12 protein-coding genes are annotated in these 22,141 nt (G+C 44.6%); 5 read left to right on the top strand and 7 right to left on the bottom strand.

All coding sequences use genetic code 11. From position 1 onward, the window contains the following. The first annotated feature begins 333 nt into the window (after window positions 1-333). The gene (locus tag VNM22_00530) at window positions 334-693 is read left to right on the top strand and encodes a thioredoxin family protein (GenBank protein HWP45618.1); all 360 of its coding nucleotides are present in this window, start codon (window positions 334-336) and stop codon (window positions 691-693) included. On the opposite strand, the gene VNM22_00525 is transcribed toward VNM22_00530, so the two are convergent. The 3 genes from VNM22_00525 to VNM22_00515 all read right to left on the bottom strand — a co-directional run bounded on the left by VNM22_00525 (window position 690) and on the right by VNM22_00515 (window position 4,871). Continuing rightward, window positions 690-1,334, bottom strand: a complete 645-nt coding sequence (locus VNM22_00525) for a DUF47 family protein (protein HWP45617.1) — start codon at window positions 1,332-1,334, stop codon at window positions 690-692. The genes VNM22_00530 and VNM22_00525 overlap by 4 nt on opposite strands. 12 nt (window positions 1,335-1,346) lie before the next feature. Then, the gene (locus tag VNM22_00520; protein ID HWP45616.1) at window positions 1,347-2,345 is read right to left on the bottom strand and encodes an inorganic phosphate transporter; all 999 of its coding nucleotides are present in this window, start codon (window positions 2,343-2,345) and stop codon (window positions 1,347-1,349) included. 147 nt (window positions 2,346-2,492) lie between these two features. Then, a complete protein-coding gene (locus tag VNM22_00515) occupies window positions 2,493-4,871 on the bottom strand; it encodes a protein kinase (GenBank protein ID HWP45615.1) in 2,379 nt (792 codons plus the stop codon). Window positions 4,872-5,540: 669 nt separating this feature from the next. On the opposite strand from VNM22_00515, the gene VNM22_00510 reads away from it, so the two are divergent. Then, entirely contained in the window at window positions 5,541-8,690 is a 3,150-nt protein-coding gene (locus VNM22_00510) for a HEAT repeat domain-containing protein (GenBank protein ID HWP45614.1), read from the top strand. A gap of 128 nt (window positions 8,691-8,818) precedes the next feature. Here VNM22_00510 and VNM22_00505 read toward each other — a convergent pair whose 3' ends face one another. Then, a complete protein-coding gene (locus VNM22_00505) occupies window positions 8,819-10,225 on the bottom strand; it encodes an amidase (protein HWP45613.1) in 1,407 nt (468 codons plus the stop codon). 431 nt (window positions 10,226-10,656) lie between these two features. Between VNM22_00505 and VNM22_00500 the strand changes: the two genes are divergently transcribed. Then, window positions 10,657-12,126, top strand: a complete 1,470-nt coding sequence (locus tag VNM22_00500; protein ID HWP45612.1) for an Nramp family divalent metal transporter — start codon at window positions 10,657-10,659, stop codon at window positions 12,124-12,126. Between the two features lie 218 nt (window positions 12,127-12,344). Here VNM22_00500 and VNM22_00495 read toward each other — a convergent pair whose 3' ends face one another. Both VNM22_00495 and VNM22_00490 read right to left on the bottom strand, forming a co-directional pair. After that, entirely contained in the window at window positions 12,345-13,760 is a 1,416-nt protein-coding gene (locus tag VNM22_00495; GenBank protein HWP45611.1) for an amidase, read from the bottom strand. A 5-nt stretch (window positions 13,761-13,765) separates the two neighbouring features. After that, window positions 13,766-13,993, bottom strand: coding sequence for a hypothetical protein (locus tag VNM22_00490; protein ID HWP45610.1), 228 nt, complete (start codon window positions 13,991-13,993; stop codon window positions 13,766-13,768). Window positions 13,994-14,283: 290 nt separating this feature from the next. Between VNM22_00490 and VNM22_00485 the strand changes: the two genes are divergently transcribed. Continuing rightward, entirely contained in the window at window positions 14,284-15,369 is a 1,086-nt protein-coding gene (locus tag VNM22_00485) for a D-alanyl-D-alanine carboxypeptidase family protein (GenBank protein HWP45609.1), read from the top strand. A gap of 266 nt (window positions 15,370-15,635) precedes the next feature. Here the strand turns inward: VNM22_00485 and VNM22_00480 are convergent, their stop codons facing one another. Then, the gene (locus VNM22_00480; protein HWP45608.1) at window positions 15,636-16,760 is read right to left on the bottom strand and encodes a glycosyltransferase family protein; all 1,125 of its coding nucleotides are present in this window, start codon (window positions 16,758-16,760) and stop codon (window positions 15,636-15,638) included. A gap of 339 nt (window positions 16,761-17,099) precedes the next feature. Here VNM22_00480 and VNM22_00475 point away from each other — a divergent pair, with 339 nt between their 5' ends. Further along, on the top strand, window positions 17,100-22,070 hold the full coding sequence (locus VNM22_00475) for a hypothetical protein (protein ID HWP45607.1): 4,971 nt from the start codon (window positions 17,100-17,102) through the stop codon (window positions 22,068-22,070). The last annotated feature ends 71 nt before the right edge of the window (window positions 22,071-22,141 follow it).

Here is a 22,141-nt window from a genome sequence, read left to right as displayed (position 1 = left end):
GAGTTCCAAGGCGCGAAGACGGCGGCCTTCGCGCCAATCCTTAGTTTGGTTTGACAGGGTCAGTTTCATAAAATTTATTTTACTTCCCTGTCTAACTTATAGCTAGAGATTATTAGCAATTTATGCAAAGATCAGTAGGTTTGAACCAGTATTTTTCCATCCATCTATTAATAGATGTCTGTCTCCTAACCCTGTCAACCCCTTAATCTTTCTGAAAAGGGTTACTAAAACATAATCCCTCCATCATAAAGGGTTAATAATTACACTTTATACTTAAGATGTAAGATAAGGAATTAGCTTAACTTTTCGAAAGCCGAAAGGAGGAATTTTTGTATGAATGTATTAACCGATTGTAAAAAGATTTCCAAGAAGGCTGCTACCCTGACAGCCCCTCTTCTTTTACTCCATTTTCATGCTCCTGCTTGCCGGGTTTCTCGATCTTTAGCTCTTGTTCTCTCAGAGCTCAGGAATTCTTATAAAGGAGAACTGGAGTTCAGGCAGATCAATGTTGAAGAATACCCAACAAATCAACTTTTAGTTGACTATGAGGTATTTTCTTTACCGACTTTGCTTCTCCTGGATGGAGAAATTCCTTTGGTGAGGATCCAGGGTTTCATTTCTAGACAAAAACTTGAAGAGATTCTTAATCGGTTCTTGAGGGTTTCGTATTATGAGTTTCAGGAAGCTACCTAGGCGTTACTGATAACAACCCCCCAAAGAACATCTGCTGCATCACGACATTTATCTATGGCATTTTCCATAGCTTCCAAAATATCTTTCTGTTTTATAATTTCTACAGGATCTTCAATTTTCTCAAAAAGCCTGGACATAGCCTGCCGAAAGGCATCGTCTCCTTCGGTTTCTAACTTGCTTAATCGGATACAACGTGTTTTAATCTGGTCGGAGTTTCGCAAATTTTTTAAAAGAGGGACAGCTTTGCGAAGTTCCTCGGTGCACTCCCCAATGATACTGACGAGGTTCTTCATATCTTCCGTCAGGGCTTTTAGCTTAAATAACTGGATGTGCTCCCCGCAGGCGTAGAGGTAGTCGAGGACATCATCCAGAGAGGTTGTTAAAGCGTGGATATCTTCTCGATCCAGCGGGGTTACGAAGGTCTGGTTAAGATCTTCAAGGATGGTTCGTGTAATTTCATCTCCCCGATGTTCCACATCCTTGAGTTCCCGAACAATTTTAAAAATTTCCTCTTCTGATTGGGCAAAACTGAGTTTTTTTAGGACCTGGGCCCCCGCCCACAGGTTTTGAGCTGCCTCTTCTAATAAAGGTAAAAATTGATCACTGGGGGGTAACAATAACTTAATAAAATGATTTAGCATCCAAGCCTCCTTTTAAAAAATCGAGCGGATCTGTTCAATTAAAAAATACGAGATACCCGCGATGAGAGCGGACAAAGGGATGGTTAATATCCAGGCCCAGACGATTTCCCGGGCTACTCCCCATCGAACGGCCGACAAACGGGTGGTGGCTCCTACACCGATAATGGCACCAGTTATAGTATGGGTCGTGCTGATGGGAATACCTGCCGTAGCGGCTCCTATGAGGGTTATGGCCCCTGCAGTTTCTGCACAAAATCCCCCCACCGGTCTTAATTTGGTTATTTTGGTTCCCATGGTTCGAACAATTCGCCATCCACCGGCTAAGGTCCCCAAAGCAATGGCTGCATGGCTGAGAAGAACCACCCAGAAAGGTACATAGAAAGTATCCCCCAACCATCCGGCGCTGAATAGCAGAATGGAAATAATCCCCATGGTCTTCTGGGCATCATTGGTTCCATGACCTAAACTATACAACCCCGCCGAAACCAGTTGCAATTTACGAAAATAGGTATCAACCATCCAGGGTGAAAAGTTTCGAAAAATCCAGTAAGTAGCAACCATGAAACTAAACCCTAAGATCATACCGATAAGGGGGGATAGCACAATAAAAAGGAGGATTTTAGATAACCCGCTCCAGATAAGGACTCCTGGTCCGCCTTTGATTATGGCTGCTCCTATAAATCCTCCGATTAAAGCGTGGGAAGAACTGCTGGGTATTCCATAATACCAGGTTAGTAAATTCCACGTAATGGCTCCTATAAGCCCGGCTAAAATAACGTACTCTGTTACAATCCCGGGGGTAATAATCCCTTTTCCAATGGTGTTAGCTACATGAACCCCAAAGCCAAAAGCGGCCACAAAATTAAAAAATGCCGCCCAAACAACGGCCTGTTTGGGGGATAGGACACGCGTTGAAACTACAGTAGCTATAGAGTTGGCAGCATCGTGAAATCCATTGATGTAATCAAAGACCAATGCCAGTAAAAGCGCCAGAAGAACCACAAAAACCATAAAGTAGAACCCTCGCTTCTTTTTTAAAGACCCATTTCAAAATATCTTTTCCCTGTTAAGAAGATAATCCATTTTCTATTTTTCGCCATACCAGAAAACGGCTTATCAGGTTATTAATCCCTGAGAGGACTTTTACAATCCCGCTCTTCACTTTTCCAGACCTATCTTTTTGAGTAATTCGCCGAATCTCGGGTCGCTTTGCAGGGGATCGAGTAGGGGATTTACCTTGAGGAACACCAACCAACCGGAGCGTTCTTCATAAGCTTTTTCTAACCACTGGAAAGCCTGGTCCTTTTCATTAAGACCGATATAAATGAGTGCAACGGCATAGGGTACGATATACTCCTGATTGGTTTGATGTTGTAGCTCATGGAGGATTTTTCGTGCTTCCTCTCGTCTACCCGATACGGCATAGGCGTGTCCCAGCGATGCCATCATCAGTGAATTACCTCCGGAAAGCATAACGCCTTTTTGGAAGGTCGCAATGGCTTCTTTATACATTCCCTTTTGCTCATAAGTTGTACCCAGATCCAGATACACCCGGGCAAAGTCCGGGCTCATTTCAAGGGTTTTCTGATAGTATGCAATCGCCTGGTCGTATTGTCGGGTATAATAGAAGTAAGTTCCTAAATCGGTATTTATGACCAAGGAGAGGGGATCCAACTCCTGAGCCCGTTTAATTGCTGCGAAGCTCTCTTCGGTCCGTCCCATCTGGCTCAAAAGGAGTGAATACCAGTGATGCGCTGAAGCATAGCTGGGATTGGACCGAATGGCACGCTTGAACTCCCTCTCGGCTCCCAACCAGTCCCAATCGAAACGATGTTTGGTAAAAGCCAGGGAGGTATGGGCTTCAGCCAGGGAGTCGTCCATTTCTAAGGCCATTCCTGCTGCCATTTTTACCTTGGGGTAAGCTTCCTTGGGAGAAAGATAACCATAAATGGCCAGTAAGTTATACGAATCGGCCAGTCCCGAATAGGCCAAGGCATAAAACGGATCTTTTTCGATCGCCCGCTCAAAGTATTCAATACTCGTCTTTAATCCTTCCTCAGTCCTTTTGCCCTGAAAATATCTTCCCCTCAAGTACCAGGTATAGGCTTCCACATTCTCTGTTGCCTGCCTTTCGATCTGTCGCTTTTCTCCTACCATGAGTTGTACTTTTAATGCCTCTGCAACCCTCTGGGCAATATTGCTTTGGATGACAAATACCTCCTTAAACTCTCGATCATATTCCTGGGACCACAGATGGGCCTGGCTTTGTACATCTATGAGTTGCACGGTGATCCGTAACTTATTTTCTGCTTTGCGAACACTACCCTCAAGGATGGTTCCAACCCTTAACTCCTGTCCGATTTCGGCAATACTTTTGGTGGTACCTTTATAAGGCATAACAGAAGTACGGGCGATGACACTGAGATCGTCGATTTTTGAAAGGGTTGAAATAAGCTCTTCTGTTATCCCGTCGGCAAAATATTCATCCTTTGGATCAGGGCTGATACTGGCGAAGGGCAATACGGCAATCCGATATTTATCCAGGTAAATCGGTCCCGGGGATTGTAGACGGGTATTTAAAATTTGCAATCCCAAATTGATGAGTTCAGACTTGAAAATATAGCCTCCTCCCCCGATAAGTAAAGCCAGGGTGCCCATCAAAATAAAATAAAAATAAAACTGCTTTCTCCGGCGAGGCTCTGTTTTAGCGATCAATTTAATGGGAGCTTCTAAACTCCTTCCTTTCTGGAGGGATCTCAAATCTGCTTTGAATTCATCTACCGATTGATAGCGCTTTTCACGATTTTTCTGCAGGGCCTTTTTCAAGATGATTTCTAACTCCCTGGGCATTCCGGCATCGACCAAAGGTAGCAGGTGGGGCTCTTCATTAACAATCTGGTAAAGAACGGCCATTTTAGACTCTGAGTAAAAAGGAAGTTTACCGGTGACCATTTCATAAAGTACCACGCCTAAAGACCAGATATCCGTTCGATGGTCGATAGACTCTCCCTGGGCTTGTTCCGGAGACATATAATCAACAGTACCCAGGGTGAAGGCCTCCTCGGTAAGTTTGCTGGCTCCTTGCAACTTGGCCAGACCAAAATCCAGGATCTTCACCCAACCATCCTGACTCAGAACGATATTCTCCGGTTTGATATCTCGATGTATAATCCCTGCCTGGTGGGCTTTACTTAACCCATCACAAATTTGTATGGTAATGCCCAGGGCTTCCTGAAGCGAGAGGGTCCTTTTATCGATGAGTTCTCGCAATAATTCTCCTTCTACATATTCCATGACGATATAGAATCGCCCTTCGAACTCGCCCAATTCATGGATAACAACAATATTAGGATGGTGGAGAGTGGCTGTCGCTTGGGCTTCTCGCTCAAAACGGGTTCGGATTTCTTCATCCCCCCTCAGGGAAGAGGAAAGAAATTTTAGGGCAACCTGACGGTGAAGTCTCGTATCTTCGGCCAGATAGACTTCTGCCATACCCCCTTGACCGAGTTTTTGAAGGATTCTATAATGTGAAATCATCTGACCTATCATGACTTCATCGGTTATCCGATACCCCTGGTTTTACAGAAGGTAGGGCCGTTCACTATAAAGTTGGTTCCTTCAACCTTTGCAGAACTATGGAATCAAAACCAGATGCAAGGTTGATACCTTTATAATATACACTATCCTGGATTCGGCTTCGTCAAGCCTGGTAAATTTTATAAGACTTTCATCCTATGTACCGTTCATTCTCAGACCATTTAAAGACCTGAGAAAATTGTTTAAGGGGCTTTAAAGCTCTAATCGTTTCGGCAGGAAGAATTTTGTCCTCTGCAGATGGACTCTTCCACGCAGTTTACAGGGGAGGTATTCAGTCAATTCCTTTTATGGATTTAGGTCATTATAGAGTATAAATGATCTGACCTTCAGGATCAAGTGTTTTTCATAGCCTGGAATTCAAATTCAAGGGAAATTTCTTGTGGGTGACCCGGTCCTTATTCTAGATCTCATCTGGGCAAGACCTCTTAGCCGGTTGAGAGTATAGATAATTCTCTTATGTCCTCTTCAAGCCTGATGGGCATAATTCTTGCTGGCTGAGAAATTTAGATGGATATTTAGAGAAAAGAGAGGTTCCTTGAGATCTTAGAGTATTTAATTTGAGTATCTGAAACTTTAGGTCTTTTTAAGAGAATTTTTTTCTAAAAAGAAATGAGAATCCAGTTGAATATCCTTTCTCCGTTGAAAACAGAGGAGCGAGGGCTGAGTTTTCTCTTTGCGTTTTTGCTCTTCACCGTGATTGCTGCTTTCATTGTTCTTAAATCGGCTCGGGATGCCCTCTTTCTTAGCCACTATTCAACGTGGGTATTACCTTATTTTGAGGTTCTTACCACCCTTACCACTTCCTTAGTTACCGTTACCTATCTGCGTTTGTATAGGGTTTTTTCCCTAGGTTGGGCCATAAGCGCCTGTCTGATTGTTTTTATAGGTGGAACTCTCTTACTCTGGATGGGAATCCATGAAAAATGGGGATTGGCAATTCCCTTGCTCTTTGTATGGGCCGATATTTTTGGAACGTTAGCACCTGTTCAGGCTTGGTCGCTGATTAATCAACGACTTCTGACCCGACAGGCTAAACGGACCCTAGGGATCATCGGAGCGGGTGGGATTGTAGGGGGAAGCATGGGAGGATTATTCTCCAAATGGATTGCCAAAGGCTGGGATGTTCCGGCTTTACTTCCAACCGCAGCAGTCTTGATGTTTCTTACCTTAGTAATGAGTTGGACTCTATCTACCCCCAAAAATGAGGGTAAGGAAAATTCCAGTTCCTCCAAGGAACCCATACAGATCCGACGGCGGTTTGTTATCCTGGTGCTGATGGTGGTAGCAATCAGTACTCTGGTTTCTGCTTTTGCCGATTTCCAATTTAAGGTTATTGCTCAAAGAGAATTGGCGACAGATCAACAATTAGCAACTTTCTTTGGTTCTTTCTACGCCTATTTAGGAGGTGCTGCCTTAATTTTCCAGATATTTGCCACCTCTTGGATTATGAGGCGCCTGGGAGCAGCTACCGCTCTCTCTTTCCTTCCCCTGGCTTTGGCGATTGGTAACAGCCTGACCCTGGCCACGAACTCCTTATGGTCGGTGGTCTTTCTCAAAGGAAGTGAGCAGCTTTTTAAACATTCGGTTGATCGTTCTTCCCTGGAAGTTCTTTATACGATTCTTCCAGATCCTACTAAAATCCGGCTTAAATCCCTTATTGAGATCATCGGTGTGCGGGTGGCGGAAGGGATAGCAGCTCTGTTATTGGTCTTATTGTTCTCGGTAGCTCATCTTCCTGTTTCTGTCCTTGCTGGGATCAGTTTACCCCTTTTGGGGATCTGGATCGGTTCCACCGTTTTTTTACGCCGTGAATATCCCCAGATGTTAGAAGCCACCCTCCAATACGAAGAAATTGACCTGGCAGCTGTCAAAGAGACCCTCTTTACACCTGATTTTTATCGCCTTCTTCCCGAGGTACTTCGGAGTTCCGGAAAACAGACGTTATTGGATTTATTAGAACTCCTGGAAACCAGTAACCATCATGATTTGGGATCCTATTTAGGAGTTCTCCTTAAACATAGGGATAAAGAGATCCGACTCAAAGCCCTGCAAGTACTCTTTTCACAGGATGAAAATCTCTCGGATCAAGTTAAACCCTTGCTGAAGGATCCTGATCGGAGGGTTCAAATTGAAGCGGTTCATTACCTGGGCTGCCGTTCCTCGCGTCGAACTAGAAAATTTCAACGTTTTCTAAGGCATCCTGACCTGGCTCTACAAGCTGCTGCCTGTGCTTCCCTATTAAATGGAGAGTCAGATGCTATGCAACAGATGGGATATAAGAAGCTGGAAGAGTTGATATCCCGGTCATTAGATCAGTCTCATCCTGAAGTCCGTATAGAAATAGCCCATGTTCTGGAATATGCAAGACCTTCGGCCTTCTCGGATCAGCTTTATCAACAATTGTTATCAGATCCTTCCCCTGAAGTCAGGAAGGCCGCTTTACACGGTATTGCCCGAACTCACCCTTCCAGTGTTGCCCCAACTTTGATAAAAGCCTTACGAAATCCGGGGTTACGATCTGAAGTTCGTACGGCACTTACCGGTTACGGGGAATCGCTATTTCCCCATCTCAGACGGGTATTGGAAGACGATCGAAGATCTCTTGAGCAAAAGAAGTTGGCTCTCAAGATTCTGGCAGATATTGGTGGACCCCGGGTTCCCTGGCTGCTCCTGGCAACGGCCAGGAAATCAGATTTAGTTCTCCGGTTTTTGGCGATTAAAGCCTTAAACCGGCTTCAAAAACATCAATCCCTTGAACCTTTCCGCTCCTCTTTGGAGTCCTTATTAGAATGGGAAATGGATATCCTTAAAAGAGAAATCGAATTTGCTCGATCTTTTTCACCAAGGCCCAAGGGGCTCATGGAGGCCGTTCTATATCAAAGACAGATTTGGACCCGTGAGCGCATTTTTCGCCTGTTAGGTCTACTCTATGAACCGACTCGGATTTACAATGCTTATCTGGCTTTACTCAGGGGAAACAGATCCTATGTAGAGGCGTCTTTGGAATTTTTAGATGAAATTCTCAGCCCCAGGCATCGAAATGGTATTCTCCCTTTATTAGAACCCCATCAACAAAGAGAGGAAAGGTCGCCTAACCCCACCGAACGTAGAGACCTGCTATTCCATTATCTGTTAGATCGGGATCCACTGCCGGCTGCAGCGGCAATAGCCGATCTTACCCCTGCTGAATTGGTCTTATGGAAAGATGCCATTAAGCAGGCTCTTGAGGCCCTTCCCGATTTATCCCTGGTTGAGGAAACTTTAAATTGGAGGTGCGCACAAATGGAAACGTCCGATCATCCACAAGAAAAAAATCTTTCCCTTACCACGATTCAGAAACTAGAAAGTTTGGGTAAGACCGATATTTTTTCCCGATTGGGTCCCCATGAATTACTTTTGCTTAGCAATGAAAGTGAGGAAGTAGAGTTTCAACCCGGTCAGGTTATATTTACCGAAGGAGAGGTGGCTCAAGAGATTTTTAGCCTGGTGAGTGGAAATGTGGAATTACACCGAACTTCCGGGCACGTAGAATTGGTTAAACCCGGTGAAAGTTTCGGTACCCTGGAGGTGCTCACGCGTCAACCCCGTCTTTTCTCTGCTCGCGCCCTGGAACATTGCCTCTGTTTAAAACTGGACCGGGAGAGTTTTTGGGAAATCCTGGAAGATTATCCGGCCGTTTCCCAGGGTATTTTTGAGGTCCTGGTTCATCGAATCCAGGTTTTAACGGACCATGCCCGATGTGAATCCCGTTTGAAATAGATACCCTCTACCCTGGCTTATCAACTATTGACCAAAGTAGGGGCGTAAGGCCTTACGCCCCTACTACTTATTGTCAAGAGGATGGGAGAAAGCCCTGATTTTTTCCTTTCCCCATCCTCTTTTTCTATTTATAGCTTCGGTCGTTTATTTGCCCAGGGTTTTGCCCTCTCAAAGGCCGCCGAGGCTCTGAGTACGGTGGCTTCATCGTAGCGTCGACCTACAATTTGTAGACCAACCGGTAACCCATCCTGGGTCCAACCACAAGGGACCGTAGCAGCAGGCTGTCCGGTGAGATTAAAAGGATAGGTAAAAGGCGTCCAGTTGATCCAGGAAATTTTTTCACCTGCGATTTCCGGAGGTGAGTTGATCCCGATCTGGAAGGGAGGTACTGCAACGGAAGGGGTCAGAAGCAAATCGTATTTCTCAAAGAATTTTCGGACCTTTTGCCAGAATTCTACCCGTTTAAAAGTAGCCTGGACATAGTCCTTTGCAGTCAGACTCTTGAGTTGCTCGGCAAACGTAAGCAGTCCCGGGTCCATTTGGGATTCCCATTTGGGAAGGTAATCACTGATAAAGGTACCGATTCCTCCGATCCAAAAGATTGCAAAAAAGGGCTCTGGATTCCCAAATCCCGGATCGACCGCTTCTACCTGACATCCTAAATCGATGAATACCTTCGCAGCCGCTTCGGTGATTCGTGCCACTTCCGGATCGACAGCGGCATAACCCAAATCGACACTCCAGGCCACGCGGAGCCCGCGAATATCTCCCTCGGTGGCGGCCAGATAATCTATATTTTGGGCGGGGAGAGAGAGGCGATCCCGCTCGTCAGGACCAGCCATGACTTGCATCATAAGAGCTGCGTCTTTGACCGTTCGGGTCATCGGACCCAGATGGGAAAAGGTCTCCATAGCGCTGGGGGGATAAGCGGCTATCCGGCCATACGTAGGTTTTAGACCATAAATGCCACAAAAACTGCTGGGGATACGAATCGATCCTCCACCATCAGAACCCTGGGCAATCGGCCCCAGACCTGCCGCAACGGCAACCCCAGCTCCCCCACTGGATCCTCCACAGGTCCGTTCCAGATTCCAGGGGTTACGTGTGATGCCGGTAACCGGACTATCGGTCACGCCCTTCCATCCAAACTCTGGGGTGGTCGTCTTACCCAGCATAATGGCTCCGGCATCCCGCAAGCGCTCTACCACCGGGGCATCTTCATCGGGTATATAATTCTCATAAATTTTAGATCCCCGCATGGTCCTTACCCCTTTGGTAATAACTAAGTCTTTAATGGAGACAGGAACTCCATGCAGAGGCCCTAAGCGATCTCCTCGCATGATGGCTACCTCAGCCTCCTTTGCTTTTTGACGGGCCTCTTCCAGGGTTAAGGTACAGAAAGCATTTACTATGGGATTGATTCGTTCAATCCGTGCAATAACGGCATCCATAACCTCTACAGGAGATAATTTCTTCGCCAGAAAAGCTGCTACCAGGTCGGTTGCCGGCATAAAACAGAGGTCTTCTTGGTTCATAAAATCTTCCTCCTTTAGTAAGGGCACGGCGCGTCGTGCCCTTACGGAATCAATTATTATCTTACTTTTTATTATCTTACTTTAAACCCGAAATGTTTGGATACAAAATGGAATATCTTGCTCCAAAAGATCCATTAGGCCTAAAGCCTGTGGGATTATCCTCATATCTTGGCTCCTGGATGGATTTTTTTAAGAATTTTCTCTCCTTCCAAGAAGTTTTAACCTCAAGGATATATTCGGTCAGGTATAGTCGGTCCTTGGAAAAAAGTCAATCCTTTATTTTTTAATACCATTTCCGTATTTTTTGCTTGATTTATCCTTCCCGGTATGGTGAGGATGAGGGTGAGGATAAGATGGTGGGATGATTAGGCCAAATAACCAAGATTTTCTCCAATAAGCACAGGAGAAAGTTCTTTTCAAGGAGGTACAAAATGGCGAAAAATATAGCTTCTAGAACTGCTGAGGAGGCTTTCTTGGGAAATTTAGCTCCTCTTAAATTAGCAACACTTCCAACCTTTATGGGAATTTTTGCTTATATAGGACCCGGTATCTTGTGGGCTGCCTTGGCTCAGGGTTCTGGAGAACTTATCTGGTGGCCCTATTTGACGGCCAAGTATGGCGCTGCGTTCTTGGGTTTATTAATTCCGGCCTCTATGCTTCAATATTGGGTGAATCTAGAAATCTGTCGCTATACCGTTGCAACGGGTGAGACACCTATGACCGGCTTTAGTAGAGTCAGCCGGGTATATGCCTGGATCATGTGGATTGGAATCTTTATCGAGAATGCCTGGTTTGGTGCCTATGCTTCTGCCGGAGGTACTGCCCTGGCTGCCCTGACGGGATTCCCATCAGGCTGGACTCCGAGGGGTCAGTCTTTGTTCTGGGGTTACCTGACCATTGGGATCTATCTGATCGCCCTGATCTTCGGTCGAGTGGTCTACAATATTATTGAAAAATTTTCCATGGTGGTTGTGTTTATTACCATGACCGGGATTATTTTTGCTTTATTCCAGGAAAAAGTTCTTGCAGTAAGTGGGGATTTCTTTGCTGCTTTAATTCCTCGTTTGACCTTACCGAGCCAGGTAGAAAATTGGGATCCTAAGGATTTAAATACCCTGGTTACCAGCATTGCATTTGCCGGAGCAGGGGGTTTTGGTCAGTTATTCATCGGTTACTGGATGCGCGATAAAGGAATCGGAATGGGGAAAATTATCGGACGGGTTACTTCACCGATCACAGGGGAAGCGGAAGCAATCCCTGCTACGGGCTTTTTTTTCACGGATACCGAGGAAAATAAGCGAAATTATAAAGGCTGGGTCCATTATTTTAGTTTCGAGAACTTTATCGGAGTTTTTTTAAATTTCCTTACCACCATGATTATGTGCTGGCTCGCCTTTGCTCTTCTGTTACCGGAAGGTAAAATCCCCAAGGGATGGGAAATCGCCGTGGTGCAATCTGCCTTCTTTGAAGTGGCCTGGGGTCCTATAGGTAAAGCCCTGTTTCTCATTGTGGCTGCCGCTTTCCTCTGTGATGCCTGGTTACAACTTACCGACGGCTATTCCCGCGTCCAGGCCGATTTCTTTTACTCCAACATTCCGGGAGCTCAAAAACTCCATTACCGAACTTGGTATTATATCTTTGTAGCGATATTTACCGTATTAACCGTTATTACCATGGCGATGGCCCAACCCGGTCAATTGATTGTCCTTCGTGGGGTTGTTTCATTTTTAGCTATGGGTTTTTTCTGTCCGGGTCTTATCTATCTGAATTATGTCCTGCTTCCTAAAGTTTTTCCCAACTGGATCAAACCCCATCCCATCACCCAGATTTTAATGGGTTTATGTACTCTTGCCTATGTCGGTATGGGAATCCTCTATCTTTATTTAACTTTTCAAGGTTAGGTTAATATTAGGTGTACCGATTATTTTGTTATGTTCATTTTGGCAAGGTGGACAAGCTGCTGCACCCCAAGCATCTGAGCAAAATCGAAGGGCGATCCCAGTGCCGGTAGGGATTGCCCTTCCATAAGTTTATCCTGAACCGAGGGGAGGGTTCAGAATAAATGGGGGAAAAGCACTCGCATCAAACCTCTACTTGCCCTATACTCTGGATTCTTTCCTCACCGACCGGGTATTTTCTTATTCCGCCAGGGTGTTTGCTGCTCATAGGCGTAGGCAACTCGAAGGACGGTTTCCTCGTCAAAGGGTTTTCCTCCAATCTGCAACCCGATAGGTAATCCCGAAGCTGAAAATCCACAAGGAACGGAGATAGCAGGTAAACCCGTTGCATTATAGGGAAAAGTGAACGGGATAAGAGCTCCGGCTATATCGGTTTCTGTCCCTTTGATCTTAACGACCTCCTCACCGATTTTGGGAGGAACAACCGGAAGTGTGGGGGTGATGATCACATCCACACGTTGGAAAGCGTTAAGAAAGTCCCTTTCTAACAGGCGTCTTGCTTGTTGGGCTTGAATATAGCGCCTGGCTGGAATGGTTGCTCCCAGGGTGAGTTTACCCTGAATATCGGAAGAGAAGTCTTTCCATCTTGTTCGCAAGGCTTTTTCATGGTAAGCACTAGCCTCTGCAAAGATAATAGCCCCGCGGACCAAAGGGGCATATTTCATATGTGGGAGCGAAATTTCCTCAGGATAGGCCCCCAGATTTTCCAATACCCGGATGGCTTCGCGAACTGCCTGTATTACTTCGTCCTCGGCCCGTTCAAAGAAATACTCTTTGGGGACCCCAATTCTGAGACCTCGAATATCCCCGGTAAGGGACCGGATGTAGTTGGGAACCGGTTGCTGGCTGGTGGTTAAATCATTGGGGTCATATCCGGCCATGGCTTCCAGTAACAAAGCGGCATCTTCCACACATCCCGTTATCGGACCTATATGATCCAGGGTCCAGGCCAGAGGAATTACTCCATGGCGACTTACTCTGCCGTAAGTCGGTTTTATTCCCACAACTCCGCACGCCGAAGCAGGGACTCGAATAGATCCCCCGGTATCGGTTCCGGTAGCCCCCCAGCATAATTTAACGAGAACTCCTACGGCAGATCCCCCGCTGGAACCCCCGGCAATGTGTTCTAAATTCCAGGGATTCCTCACCGGTCCGTAATGGGATACGGCGCTGGTCGGTCCAAAGGCAATCTCATGTAAATTGGTTTTACCTATAAGAATCGTTCCGGCAGCTTTTAAGCGTGTTACCACGGTTGCATCGTACGAGGGAATAAAATCGGCATAAGCCTTGGACGCTGCGGTAGTAGGAATACCTCGGGTATAAATAATGTCCTTATGGGCTATGGGGATCCCCTGTAAGGGACCGAAAATGTTACCAGAACGGAACCTGGCTTCTGCTTCTTTAGCTTCTTGGAGGGCTGATTCCTGCAAAATGGTAATAAAAGCATGAAACCGGGGATTCGTTTCACTGATGTGAGAGAAAATGGCCTGGACGACTTCTACCGGAGAAAGTTCTTTCCTGGCAAAAGCAGTGGAAAGCTGGCGAATATTGAAGGAAGAGATTTCTTGTAGGTTCATCCGTTTTATCCTCCTTTAAGAATATCAAACCAGAGAACAGGCTCGACATCTGCCAAATCCATATCCCCTAATGGAGCAATGGTTTGAAGTAGGTGAGCTGCCCTTGGAGCCAAGGCTTCTAGATCCTGATCGTTAAGTTCAAGACCGGCAAATCCCAGAATTTGTCTGAAAGCCTCCGGGGTAAGCAATTTCTTCTCTGGATTTACGTCTATATCCCTTCCTGGTTCCTTCATGTTTTAATCCTCCTTCTAAGGGGTCATCACAAGGGAAGTATGGGCCTGTGGGAGAATTTCCTGGGTCCATACTCTTTTTCTTCAAACCCTTTGTGCCTTTAAGGTAAATCCTCCTACTTCCCCCTATTAGAATTTGAAGCCGGATAAATGTCAAATAGTTTATTAAGAAAATACACATTCCTCTTGACTTTTGAAACAAGAAATGCTTTAGTAGCCGGCCAGAATTGAAGTGGGACTATGGAAACAGTTAAAGACTTTGTAAAGAAGCAAAGAAGCGGAGGTAGTAAAGCATGAAACAGCAGAGTTTAAGGTTTTCTTTAATTTTCATAGCCATTTTTTCTCTTCTACTTTTTGATCCTTCCCCAGCTTCGGCATTCCGATCGGTAGAGGGATCTACCTTATCTAAAACTTCCCGTAAGAGCAAACCTTTGTCCTCATCCGCACGGGAGAGACAGAAGGATGTAACGCTTCATAAAAAAACCTATTCTAAAAAGATCGCCAGAAATTATAAACGAACTTCCTATAAGAAAAGACTATATGCCCAGAAGCGCTCTTCTAAAAGAGCTTCAGGCAAAGCCTATAAAGCTGCTATTGTCATGAATGCCAACACAGGCGAGGTGCTGTTCAAGGATAATCCTCGTGAAAGGCTTCTTCCTGCCTCTTTGACCAAAATGATGGTGACCCTGGTGGCTATGGATAAAGTAAGACAGGGCACGATCCATCTCACGGATAAGGTCTCCATATCTAAAGATGCCAGTTGGGTAGAGGGAAGCCGAATTAATTTAAGACCCGGAGAGGTGTTAACTTTAGAAGAGCTATTAGAGGCTGTTTTAATCAGGTCTGCCAATGATGCCGCGGTAGCAGTAGCCGAATATATCGCCGGAAATCAGGAAAATTTCGTCAGACTTATGAATGCTTATGCCCAAAAGTTGGGCATGAAGGATACCCTTTTTGTAAATGTTCATGGCCTTCCTTCTGAAAACGGATATGACAATGTTTCCAGTGCTTATGATATGGCTATTTTAGCCAGGGAACTTATCAAATATCCTAAAGTTCTCCAGTGGAGTTCTAAACCGGCGGTTAAAATTCGGAATGGACGCTATCGAATTACCAGTACCAATAAACTCCTCAAATCTTTTCGAGGACTCGACGGACTTAAGACGGGCTACTACCGTAAGGCAGGCTTTAATCTTGCGGCAACCGCTAAACGGAATGATTTGCGCCTTATTGCGGTCACTCTGGGTTCTCCCACCAGTAAAGCCCGATTTAATGCAACCAGAGCCCTGCTAGATGCAGCTTTCAATTACTATCAAAAGAAGTCTATCGAATCTAGAAAATCCCTCCACAAGGTTAAACTCAGTACCAGTCTGAAGTAAGACTTGTATTGATGCTTAACTTCAAACGAGAACGTTTAAGCTACAACTGCCATTCCATTTCCGCGTTGAAACCCAGTGTAAGATATAGAAGTGACTTCTCCCTAACCCCCTTCCCGACGCAGGAAGGGGGAACTCGGGGGGATGGCCTGGGTCTCTATCCTCTCTTCCCTGGGAAGGAAGGGAGGACCGGCAGGTAGGCCCAAAAAATATCCTTAAAAGCTTCCTTAGAAAAAATCCTCAAGGGAAAAAGGGTGAAAGGGTCTTATCTAGGAAGTGGAGGAACCGATAAGATCGAGTAATGGGCGAATAAAATTCGCGATCTGGGTGGCTCCGTTGGGATGGTCCGGATAAATTCGAGGTAAAGCCAACAGCTCTGATAAGCCTGACAACCAGTTTCCGTTTTGAAATTCCGTTTCTGCAAAGGCTAAACCCCTCATTTTGCGGTGTACATAGGCGGCCAGTACCTGAGACTCCCGAAATTTGGATCGTATAACATAACCAAAAGGAACCCCGGCATAATAAACCTCTGCAAGGGTGCTATATCCCAATTTACCGACAACGGCATCGCAGGCATGGATCAGATCCGGGTGGTAAAAATTAGAATGGTGGGGTAAAAGGATGAGGGTGCCTCGAATCTCCAAGGATTCCCCGGCTCCAGGAATCACAAAATAAACATCGTGCTGGCGCTCCAATTCCTCTAGAAATCTGTATTGATCGGGGATTCCCCCCATGGTGATCATAACCATCCTGTCCTGGGGAGATATCCCTAATTTCTCCCGAATTTGGAGGGGAGGGGTTCTGACTTTCCGACTCACCGGTGGGGTTATAAGATCGGCTGAGCGATAGGCGCAGACAGGTTCCGTTTGAATACGGTAATTTACCTGGTTAAATAACCCCTGCAGGTAGTTTATCTGAGAACTTAATCCGGGCTCCTGAGCCAGGTATCCTTCATAGATCCAATCCCAGGTAAAGTTTTCGATCAATACGGAAGGAATTCCGGCTTCTTTGGCTACGGCAATCCCCATGGGGGCAATATCACAGACCACAAGCTGGCAGTTTAGCCTGTTAATCCATTCTGCCAGGTTCTGAATTTGAGAAAAATCAAACGGCAGGAGGTGATTTAATTGCCGGACTGTTTCCCCAAGATCTTCTATCAAGGGGGTTTTCTGTACGAGTCCAATATCTGTTAACAAAGGGTGGTAATTAAAATTTTCTATCCAGGATTCTCGGAAAAACCAGGCCGGTACCCGGGTAAAAATCTCAAATTGAATCCCTGGATTTTGCTCCTGTAAGGCTTGCATGACCGCAGCCGACCTGGCTGCATGGCCAAAACCGTGGGGAGAGATAAAATATGCGATACGTTGTTCTCTAGACTTTATAACCGATTTCATTACTCATTTTTAACACGATAATTACAGTTATAAAAAATTAAACCAAAAAATAATAATGAATCCCTTTAAACCCTGTCAAAGGATAAAAAAGAAAACTCTCGTATTTATCTTATAATATTTGTCTAGAATATAAGAAAAATATCACTTTCTTTGATTTTTTTTAATAACCGTTTTACATTAATACTCATAAGGTATATAAGGGACTCAGGAATAAAGAGGGAATATTACTTTCCCTGTAAGTTGTTCTTTTAGGGTCGTATTTCTGGTTAAATTAACCTTGCCGAAAGATATCTCCAGGACACCCCTTAAATGCCTTTCTCGACCTTATAAAATAGGTTTATGGATTCAAGTGATTTTTTACAATTGCCCAGGGAAAAGTGTTTTATCCAGAGGGAGTATCCTTTAGACTCTCCTGATTTTTTTATAAAAGGATTGTCCTCGCTTCAGGCAATGGTCGAGCAAAATGTTCAGGCCTGTGAAGTATGGAATTATGATACCACTAAATTGGTGGTGCACATCAAAAAAGATTCTAAAGCCTGGCAAGAGTACTTTAAATGGAGAGGAGTGCTGAATCGTATCCTGGAAAGGTTAGACCATGCCCAATGTCAAATCATCTCGATGCTGGAAGATATCAAAAAGGAGGGTAAAGTTCTTTTTAATGCACGATTTCCTCTAGAAATCATCTTGGCAATCCAGGATTATGTGGCACTCCTGCGTCATCAACTGGGTAGACCCATCACGGAGCGCTATGATGAGGGTGTAGCACGAATTTTGTTAGACTATCTGGCGGAGTATCTCTGCATTTTCGCAGATCCCGTTAAAATTTTAGAGGCTTACGGCAAGATTCTAAAGCGCAAAAATTCAGAGGGTAAGGAGATCTTAGGTGAAGAATATCAAATATTGGAACGAATTTTAAAAGACCCTGCCCTTCAACTTAAATTCCAGACCGGCACCCAACACTCCAAAACCCATATTCTGCAGACCCTCAACCAGGGTTTGTGGGAACTCAAATTATCCCTGCTGACCCATTTCCTGGTTCAAATCAAGAAAAACCATTGGGATACAGATGATATCACGGTTTTTTACGAGTTGGATCCATCTTCGGCCATAGATCAAAATTTAATGGATGTGGTCCATCGGATGTCTGATCTGATAGTATCCGGTGAGCAGTTGGGAGAAATACTGGATTATTTAAATTTCTTTTACCAGCATAACTTAAAACTTTCTGCCGACCTAAACCTTGCACCCACCCTGGAGCGCCTTCAAAGATATAAAAAGATCAAGGAGAGCCAAAAAGGTAGATTTTCTGTAACTTTTCACGAAGCCTGTGGGGATTTTATAAAAATATACGGAACAGAAACGAAAAAGGATCCCAGATCCTCCCTTAACTTTGCAGATAAATTTATGATCGTCTATGAGGATTTGTTTGATCCGGAAATTGTAGAAGATCGAATCCTTCTGGCAAGGGACACTGTAAAGATGCTCAAGGGAAAAATAGGAGACCTGTTTTTACTGTTCTTGGGCGAAGAAGAGGAAGAACGGCCAGAACTGGAGATTCTATTAGAAAAACTGAGAGAAGGAGATTTAGAACGCCTGTCCAATCGGGAGCTTTGGCTGCTAAATGAAATTCTTCATCATTCTGGTTCAAACGGCAGGAAACACAAACATAATCAAGGGTTTAAAAGATGGTATTACCGGTATGCCCATGCTACTGCGAATGGTGTCAGCGAAGAAATTATCAGAGGTCGGACGGCATTACTGGCAATTCTTGCAGAGATCAGGCCTCGACTTATCGAATTGGTGGAGGATGAACTGCTTTATCAAACCGTTATCCAGGCAGCAGAAAGAACCGACTTGATGGTTACTCCCCGACAGGTTTGTAAAGGCTTGAGAGAGATATTCCATATAGAATTAGATTGGGTTTTCAACGATCAGGAGCTCGAGGAATTATTGGGAAGCAAATTTGTTCACCGGCAGGGTTTGAAAGGTAAAAGGTCCAATACTCAACATTCCCGCTATCCCCTTCATTTAGAACAAGCCATCAGGGAAAGCTTAAACTATGACCTCTTGAAGTTAGTTCCCGTGCATAAGTTCGATGTGCCTTTTATAACCGTTAAGGAGCTTATCCACTTCTATAAAAGACTGAACGGGATAGATAAAATGGTAGCGAATTATTATCGAGAGATTGAGCGATTCGCCATTTCTGCAAAAAACTTAACAGAAAATATAAGATATCTGGAGCTTCGGCTGGGTGAAGAGACAATTGTTCGATATTTAGGTCCTGTTACCATTACCCAAAACTTCTCTTCAGCCCAGGAATTGATCAACCAAAATTTAGTTCCCCTGGAAGTTCATATCCTCTCTACGAGTCAGAATCTCCATGAGATCAGGCAATTTCTCATTCCCGATTTGGGTAATAAAACAGCCTCTCAGCAAGTCTGGAATCTGGTAGAGGTTGAAAAGGGTCATGATCGATATTTCGTCAGAGCAGACCTGAAACCTGAGGAGGAAAACGATCAAGACAGTTTATATATGGGCAGAAAACCCGGTATTGGTTCCGTTATGCGCCAGGTTACCGATGCCCTACTGACTCAACAGCGGATTTATCAATTAGCCCGAGAGGGTGTTGAAGATCTACTTATTGTAATACCCGGTTTGGGTTTTCAATCTGTTCCTTTGTACCAGGTACCCGGTTGGAGAACCCTGCCCCTTAAGACGACGGCATACCCCTTTGGAGCGTTTCCTACCGAAGGATATTCTCAATGGCTGGAAGTTCTTCTATTAAAATTGGAAAATTTACGTCTCCTCTACAAACTCATCCCGAAGGGACGAAAGGTCTTCATCTGTTACGACCTGGGTGTGATCATAGGCTTTCTGGCTTTACGAAGTCTTCAAGCCCGATCTTCTCACTTAAGATCTTCCGATCCAGGAGGATTTCCGGCCAATGGTTTTATCTGCCTGAATTGTCCAGAAGTCGATGCGACCTGGTTAAAAAATCTTGCTCCCAGAGTAGAGATTTTGATCCCCTCCGGTATCGGATTATCTTTGAATAAAACTTTTCCTGAATTAACCCAGGAGACAACCCGGATGGGGGAAAAAGACTTTGCGGAAGTTAACATCCTGTCAAATGGGCCTGATGGGAAGAAACTCCCGGTTTTGACCGCTCTTCCTTCTCCAATTACCGGGTACGGGTTTCCTGAAACTCATCAGCAGGGAGAAACGATTCAACCCAAAACCTGTCGGGAGGGTTTACTGATTGAAACCCTCTGCTCTGCGGCCAGATCAGAAGATCTTATACCGATCGTTCCAGATGAACAGACAGTGCGGAAAGTTTATCATCCTGAAGATTTTCCAGAGCCTGAGTCTCCCATGGATGTAGATGGAGAAATTAAACAGGAGTTTTTAAAGGGAGCCATGGCCGTTATTCCGACCCGGCTGGAAGAAGAGCAATTTGAACTTCTGTTTCATGAAATTTGTGTATACAGTAAAAGCGAAGAGTACAAAACGGCACTTAAAACCAGACTCGGTGAACTGGCTAATTCTTCTGAACCTTCTGAAAAAATCAAAGCTAAAAAATCCCTTATGGCTCTCCTGAACAGGGGTTGCCCGCCAGCATATAGAGAAATTTTGAATAAAAAACTGGAAACCTTTTTAGATCCCGGTTCTTCAAAAATTCGGAAGGCAGTTTTAGAAGAAATTCTGGAGGTTTTAACCCATCATTTTATAAGCGATGGTTTTACAGCCCAGGATTTTATTTTGTTTCTCGGTATTTTACAAAAAACCCAATTACCAACTCCTGCAGTAAAACCTGTTAAGACTGAATTAGATGATCGGGAGAGGTTTTTGGATTTATTTGCTAAGGCAACTTTTATTCGAGATAAAATCGTTGAGCCACAATCCAAAGCTATTTTAGACGAGACCTTTGCCCTCATTAGCCCTTTTTCTAAGCTGTTAATTTCCAATTCCGATCTGGCCTATTCCAAAGATTTTTCCTATGCGATCACCGTTCTAATCAGCGGGATTGTTTTTGCGATGTCGGCCTATAACTTGAGGGACATTACCCTCTTCCGTGCTCTTAAGCCGGAACTTATGAGTTTCAAAAAATACAATGACCCGAAACTGAACTATTTATTTGAAGCTTACCGGATCCTTCTAGAGTATCATAAAATACTTTGGAGAATAGCTCACTTAGACAGTACCTTGACCCTTGAAGAGGCAACTTTAGAAGGGATAGATGCCGAAATTTTAGAATTATTAACCCTGGAGGATAAAGAGCTGGCAGAGACGATTTCTGAACTGAAGGAAAAGGCTCAGACCATTATTTTCAGTGGGTTCAGCGAAAATCCGGAAGAGTTAGAACGCATGATTGACCGGGTTACCACTCCTGGGAGTTCTAAAAGATGGGTGGCGAGGTATAAAGTAGAAGAGGGAAAAGAAGAAAAGCCGGCCTTTGAAGAAAAACCGGTAGATAAAGGTAATAATGGCCCGGATGACCTGGAAGCAGACAGGGAAAAACTCAAGCAAATGGGTTGGAAGATTGCCATTGAAATAAAAGAACAGGAAAAGAAGTTGGAGAATTTACTTTCTAAAACCCGAGCCTTGATTTTAGACCGGGAGGCAAATGAAAAGCTCAAAAAGTTGGAAAAAACGGCTCAAGATTTACTTGACTTGAGGCTTATAGATCTGGAGCTCATGCTACCATACTCCCCTGGCACGCGGGAACTTGAAAAAGTTTTCAAGCGTAAAAGTGAGAATTTAGGAACTCTCATCGAGGAGTTAAGAGAAGAGCAAGACAAAGTTAATTCCCTGATCGGCAGAATGAAAAACTGTCCTGTAACCATTAAAATATGGTTTAAAAACAATGCCTATTCGAAATTCAGTCAACTCCTGGACTTCTTCGGTCGAACGCTTTCCAAGGTTAATGTTATCACGAAATCTACCCTACCCGAATGGGCTTTCGAGTATCAGGCCCTTTTAGGCCAGTTGGGAGCTATGAAAGCCTCCAAGGAGAAGAATGCCCTTCTTTACCAGATGCTTCTTATAGAAGCCAAGTTAAGGATCCTTGAGAACAAGTTTCTGGAAACCGAGCAGGTCAAGACCCTGTTGCATATCGTTCATTTTATGGGTATAAGATTGGAAATGGAGCAGATAGCCATTCTGAGAGATCGGGTTCAAGAGCTCAGTAAAAGCCTTATTCCCCAGTTATCCCGTGTCCGTTCTTACTACTACCAGCTCCGCGATTACCACTATGCCCATCCAGAAGAAATCGTGGCAGAAGCTATGCACGAGGCCCTTCTTCAAGCCGGCTAAAGTTAAGTTTCTCCTTGCTGATTCCTTTCTTTATCGTATCAAGGTGAAGTCTTCATGGCACTTGTAGATGG

This window comes from Candidatus Limnocylindrales bacterium (genome assembly GCA_035559535.1).
In the GTDB taxonomy this organism is placed as follows: Bacteria; Moduliflexota; Moduliflexia; order Moduliflexales; family JAUQPW01; genus JAUQPW01.
This window is presented reverse-complemented; position numbering and strand designations above follow the sequence as displayed.

Bases quoted from the DNA above. Each gene is read 5' to 3' on its own strand.
- VNM22_00515 (HWP45615.1), bottom strand. From the start codon at position 4,871: ATGATTTCACATTATAGAATCCTTCAAAAACTCGGTCAAGGGGGTATG.
- VNM22_00500 (HWP45612.1), top strand. From the start codon at position 10,657: ATGGCGAAAAATATAGCTTCTAGAACTGCTGAGGAGGCTTTCTTGGGA.
- VNM22_00510 (HWP45614.1), top strand. From the start codon at position 5,541: ATGAGAATCCAGTTGAATATCCTTTCTCCGTTGAAAACAGAGGAGCGA.
- VNM22_00525 (HWP45617.1), bottom strand. From the start codon at position 1,334: ATGCTAAATCATTTTATTAAGTTATTGTTACCCCCCAGTGATCAATTT.
- VNM22_00495 (HWP45611.1), bottom strand. From the start codon at position 13,760: ATGAACCTACAAGAAATCTCTTCCTTCAATATTCGCCAGCTTTCCACT.
- VNM22_00485 (HWP45609.1), top strand. From the start codon at position 14,284: ATGAAACAGCAGAGTTTAAGGTTTTCTTTAATTTTCATAGCCATTTTT.
- VNM22_00490 (HWP45610.1), bottom strand. From the start codon at position 13,993: ATGAAGGAACCAGGAAGGGATATAGACGTAAATCCAGAGAAGAAATTG.
- VNM22_00480 (HWP45608.1), bottom strand. From the start codon at position 16,760: ATGAAATCGGTTATAAAGTCTAGAGAACAACGTATCGCATATTTTATC.
- VNM22_00530 (HWP45618.1), top strand. From the start codon at position 334: ATGAATGTATTAACCGATTGTAAAAAGATTTCCAAGAAGGCTGCTACC.
- VNM22_00520 (HWP45616.1), bottom strand. From the start codon at position 2,345: ATGGTTTTTGTGGTTCTTCTGGCGCTTTTACTGGCATTGGTCTTTGAT.
- VNM22_00475 (HWP45607.1), top strand. From the start codon at position 17,100: ATGGATTCAAGTGATTTTTTACAATTGCCCAGGGAAAAGTGTTTTATC.
- VNM22_00505 (HWP45613.1), bottom strand. From the start codon at position 10,225: ATGAACCAAGAAGACCTCTGTTTTATGCCGGCAACCGACCTGGTAGCA.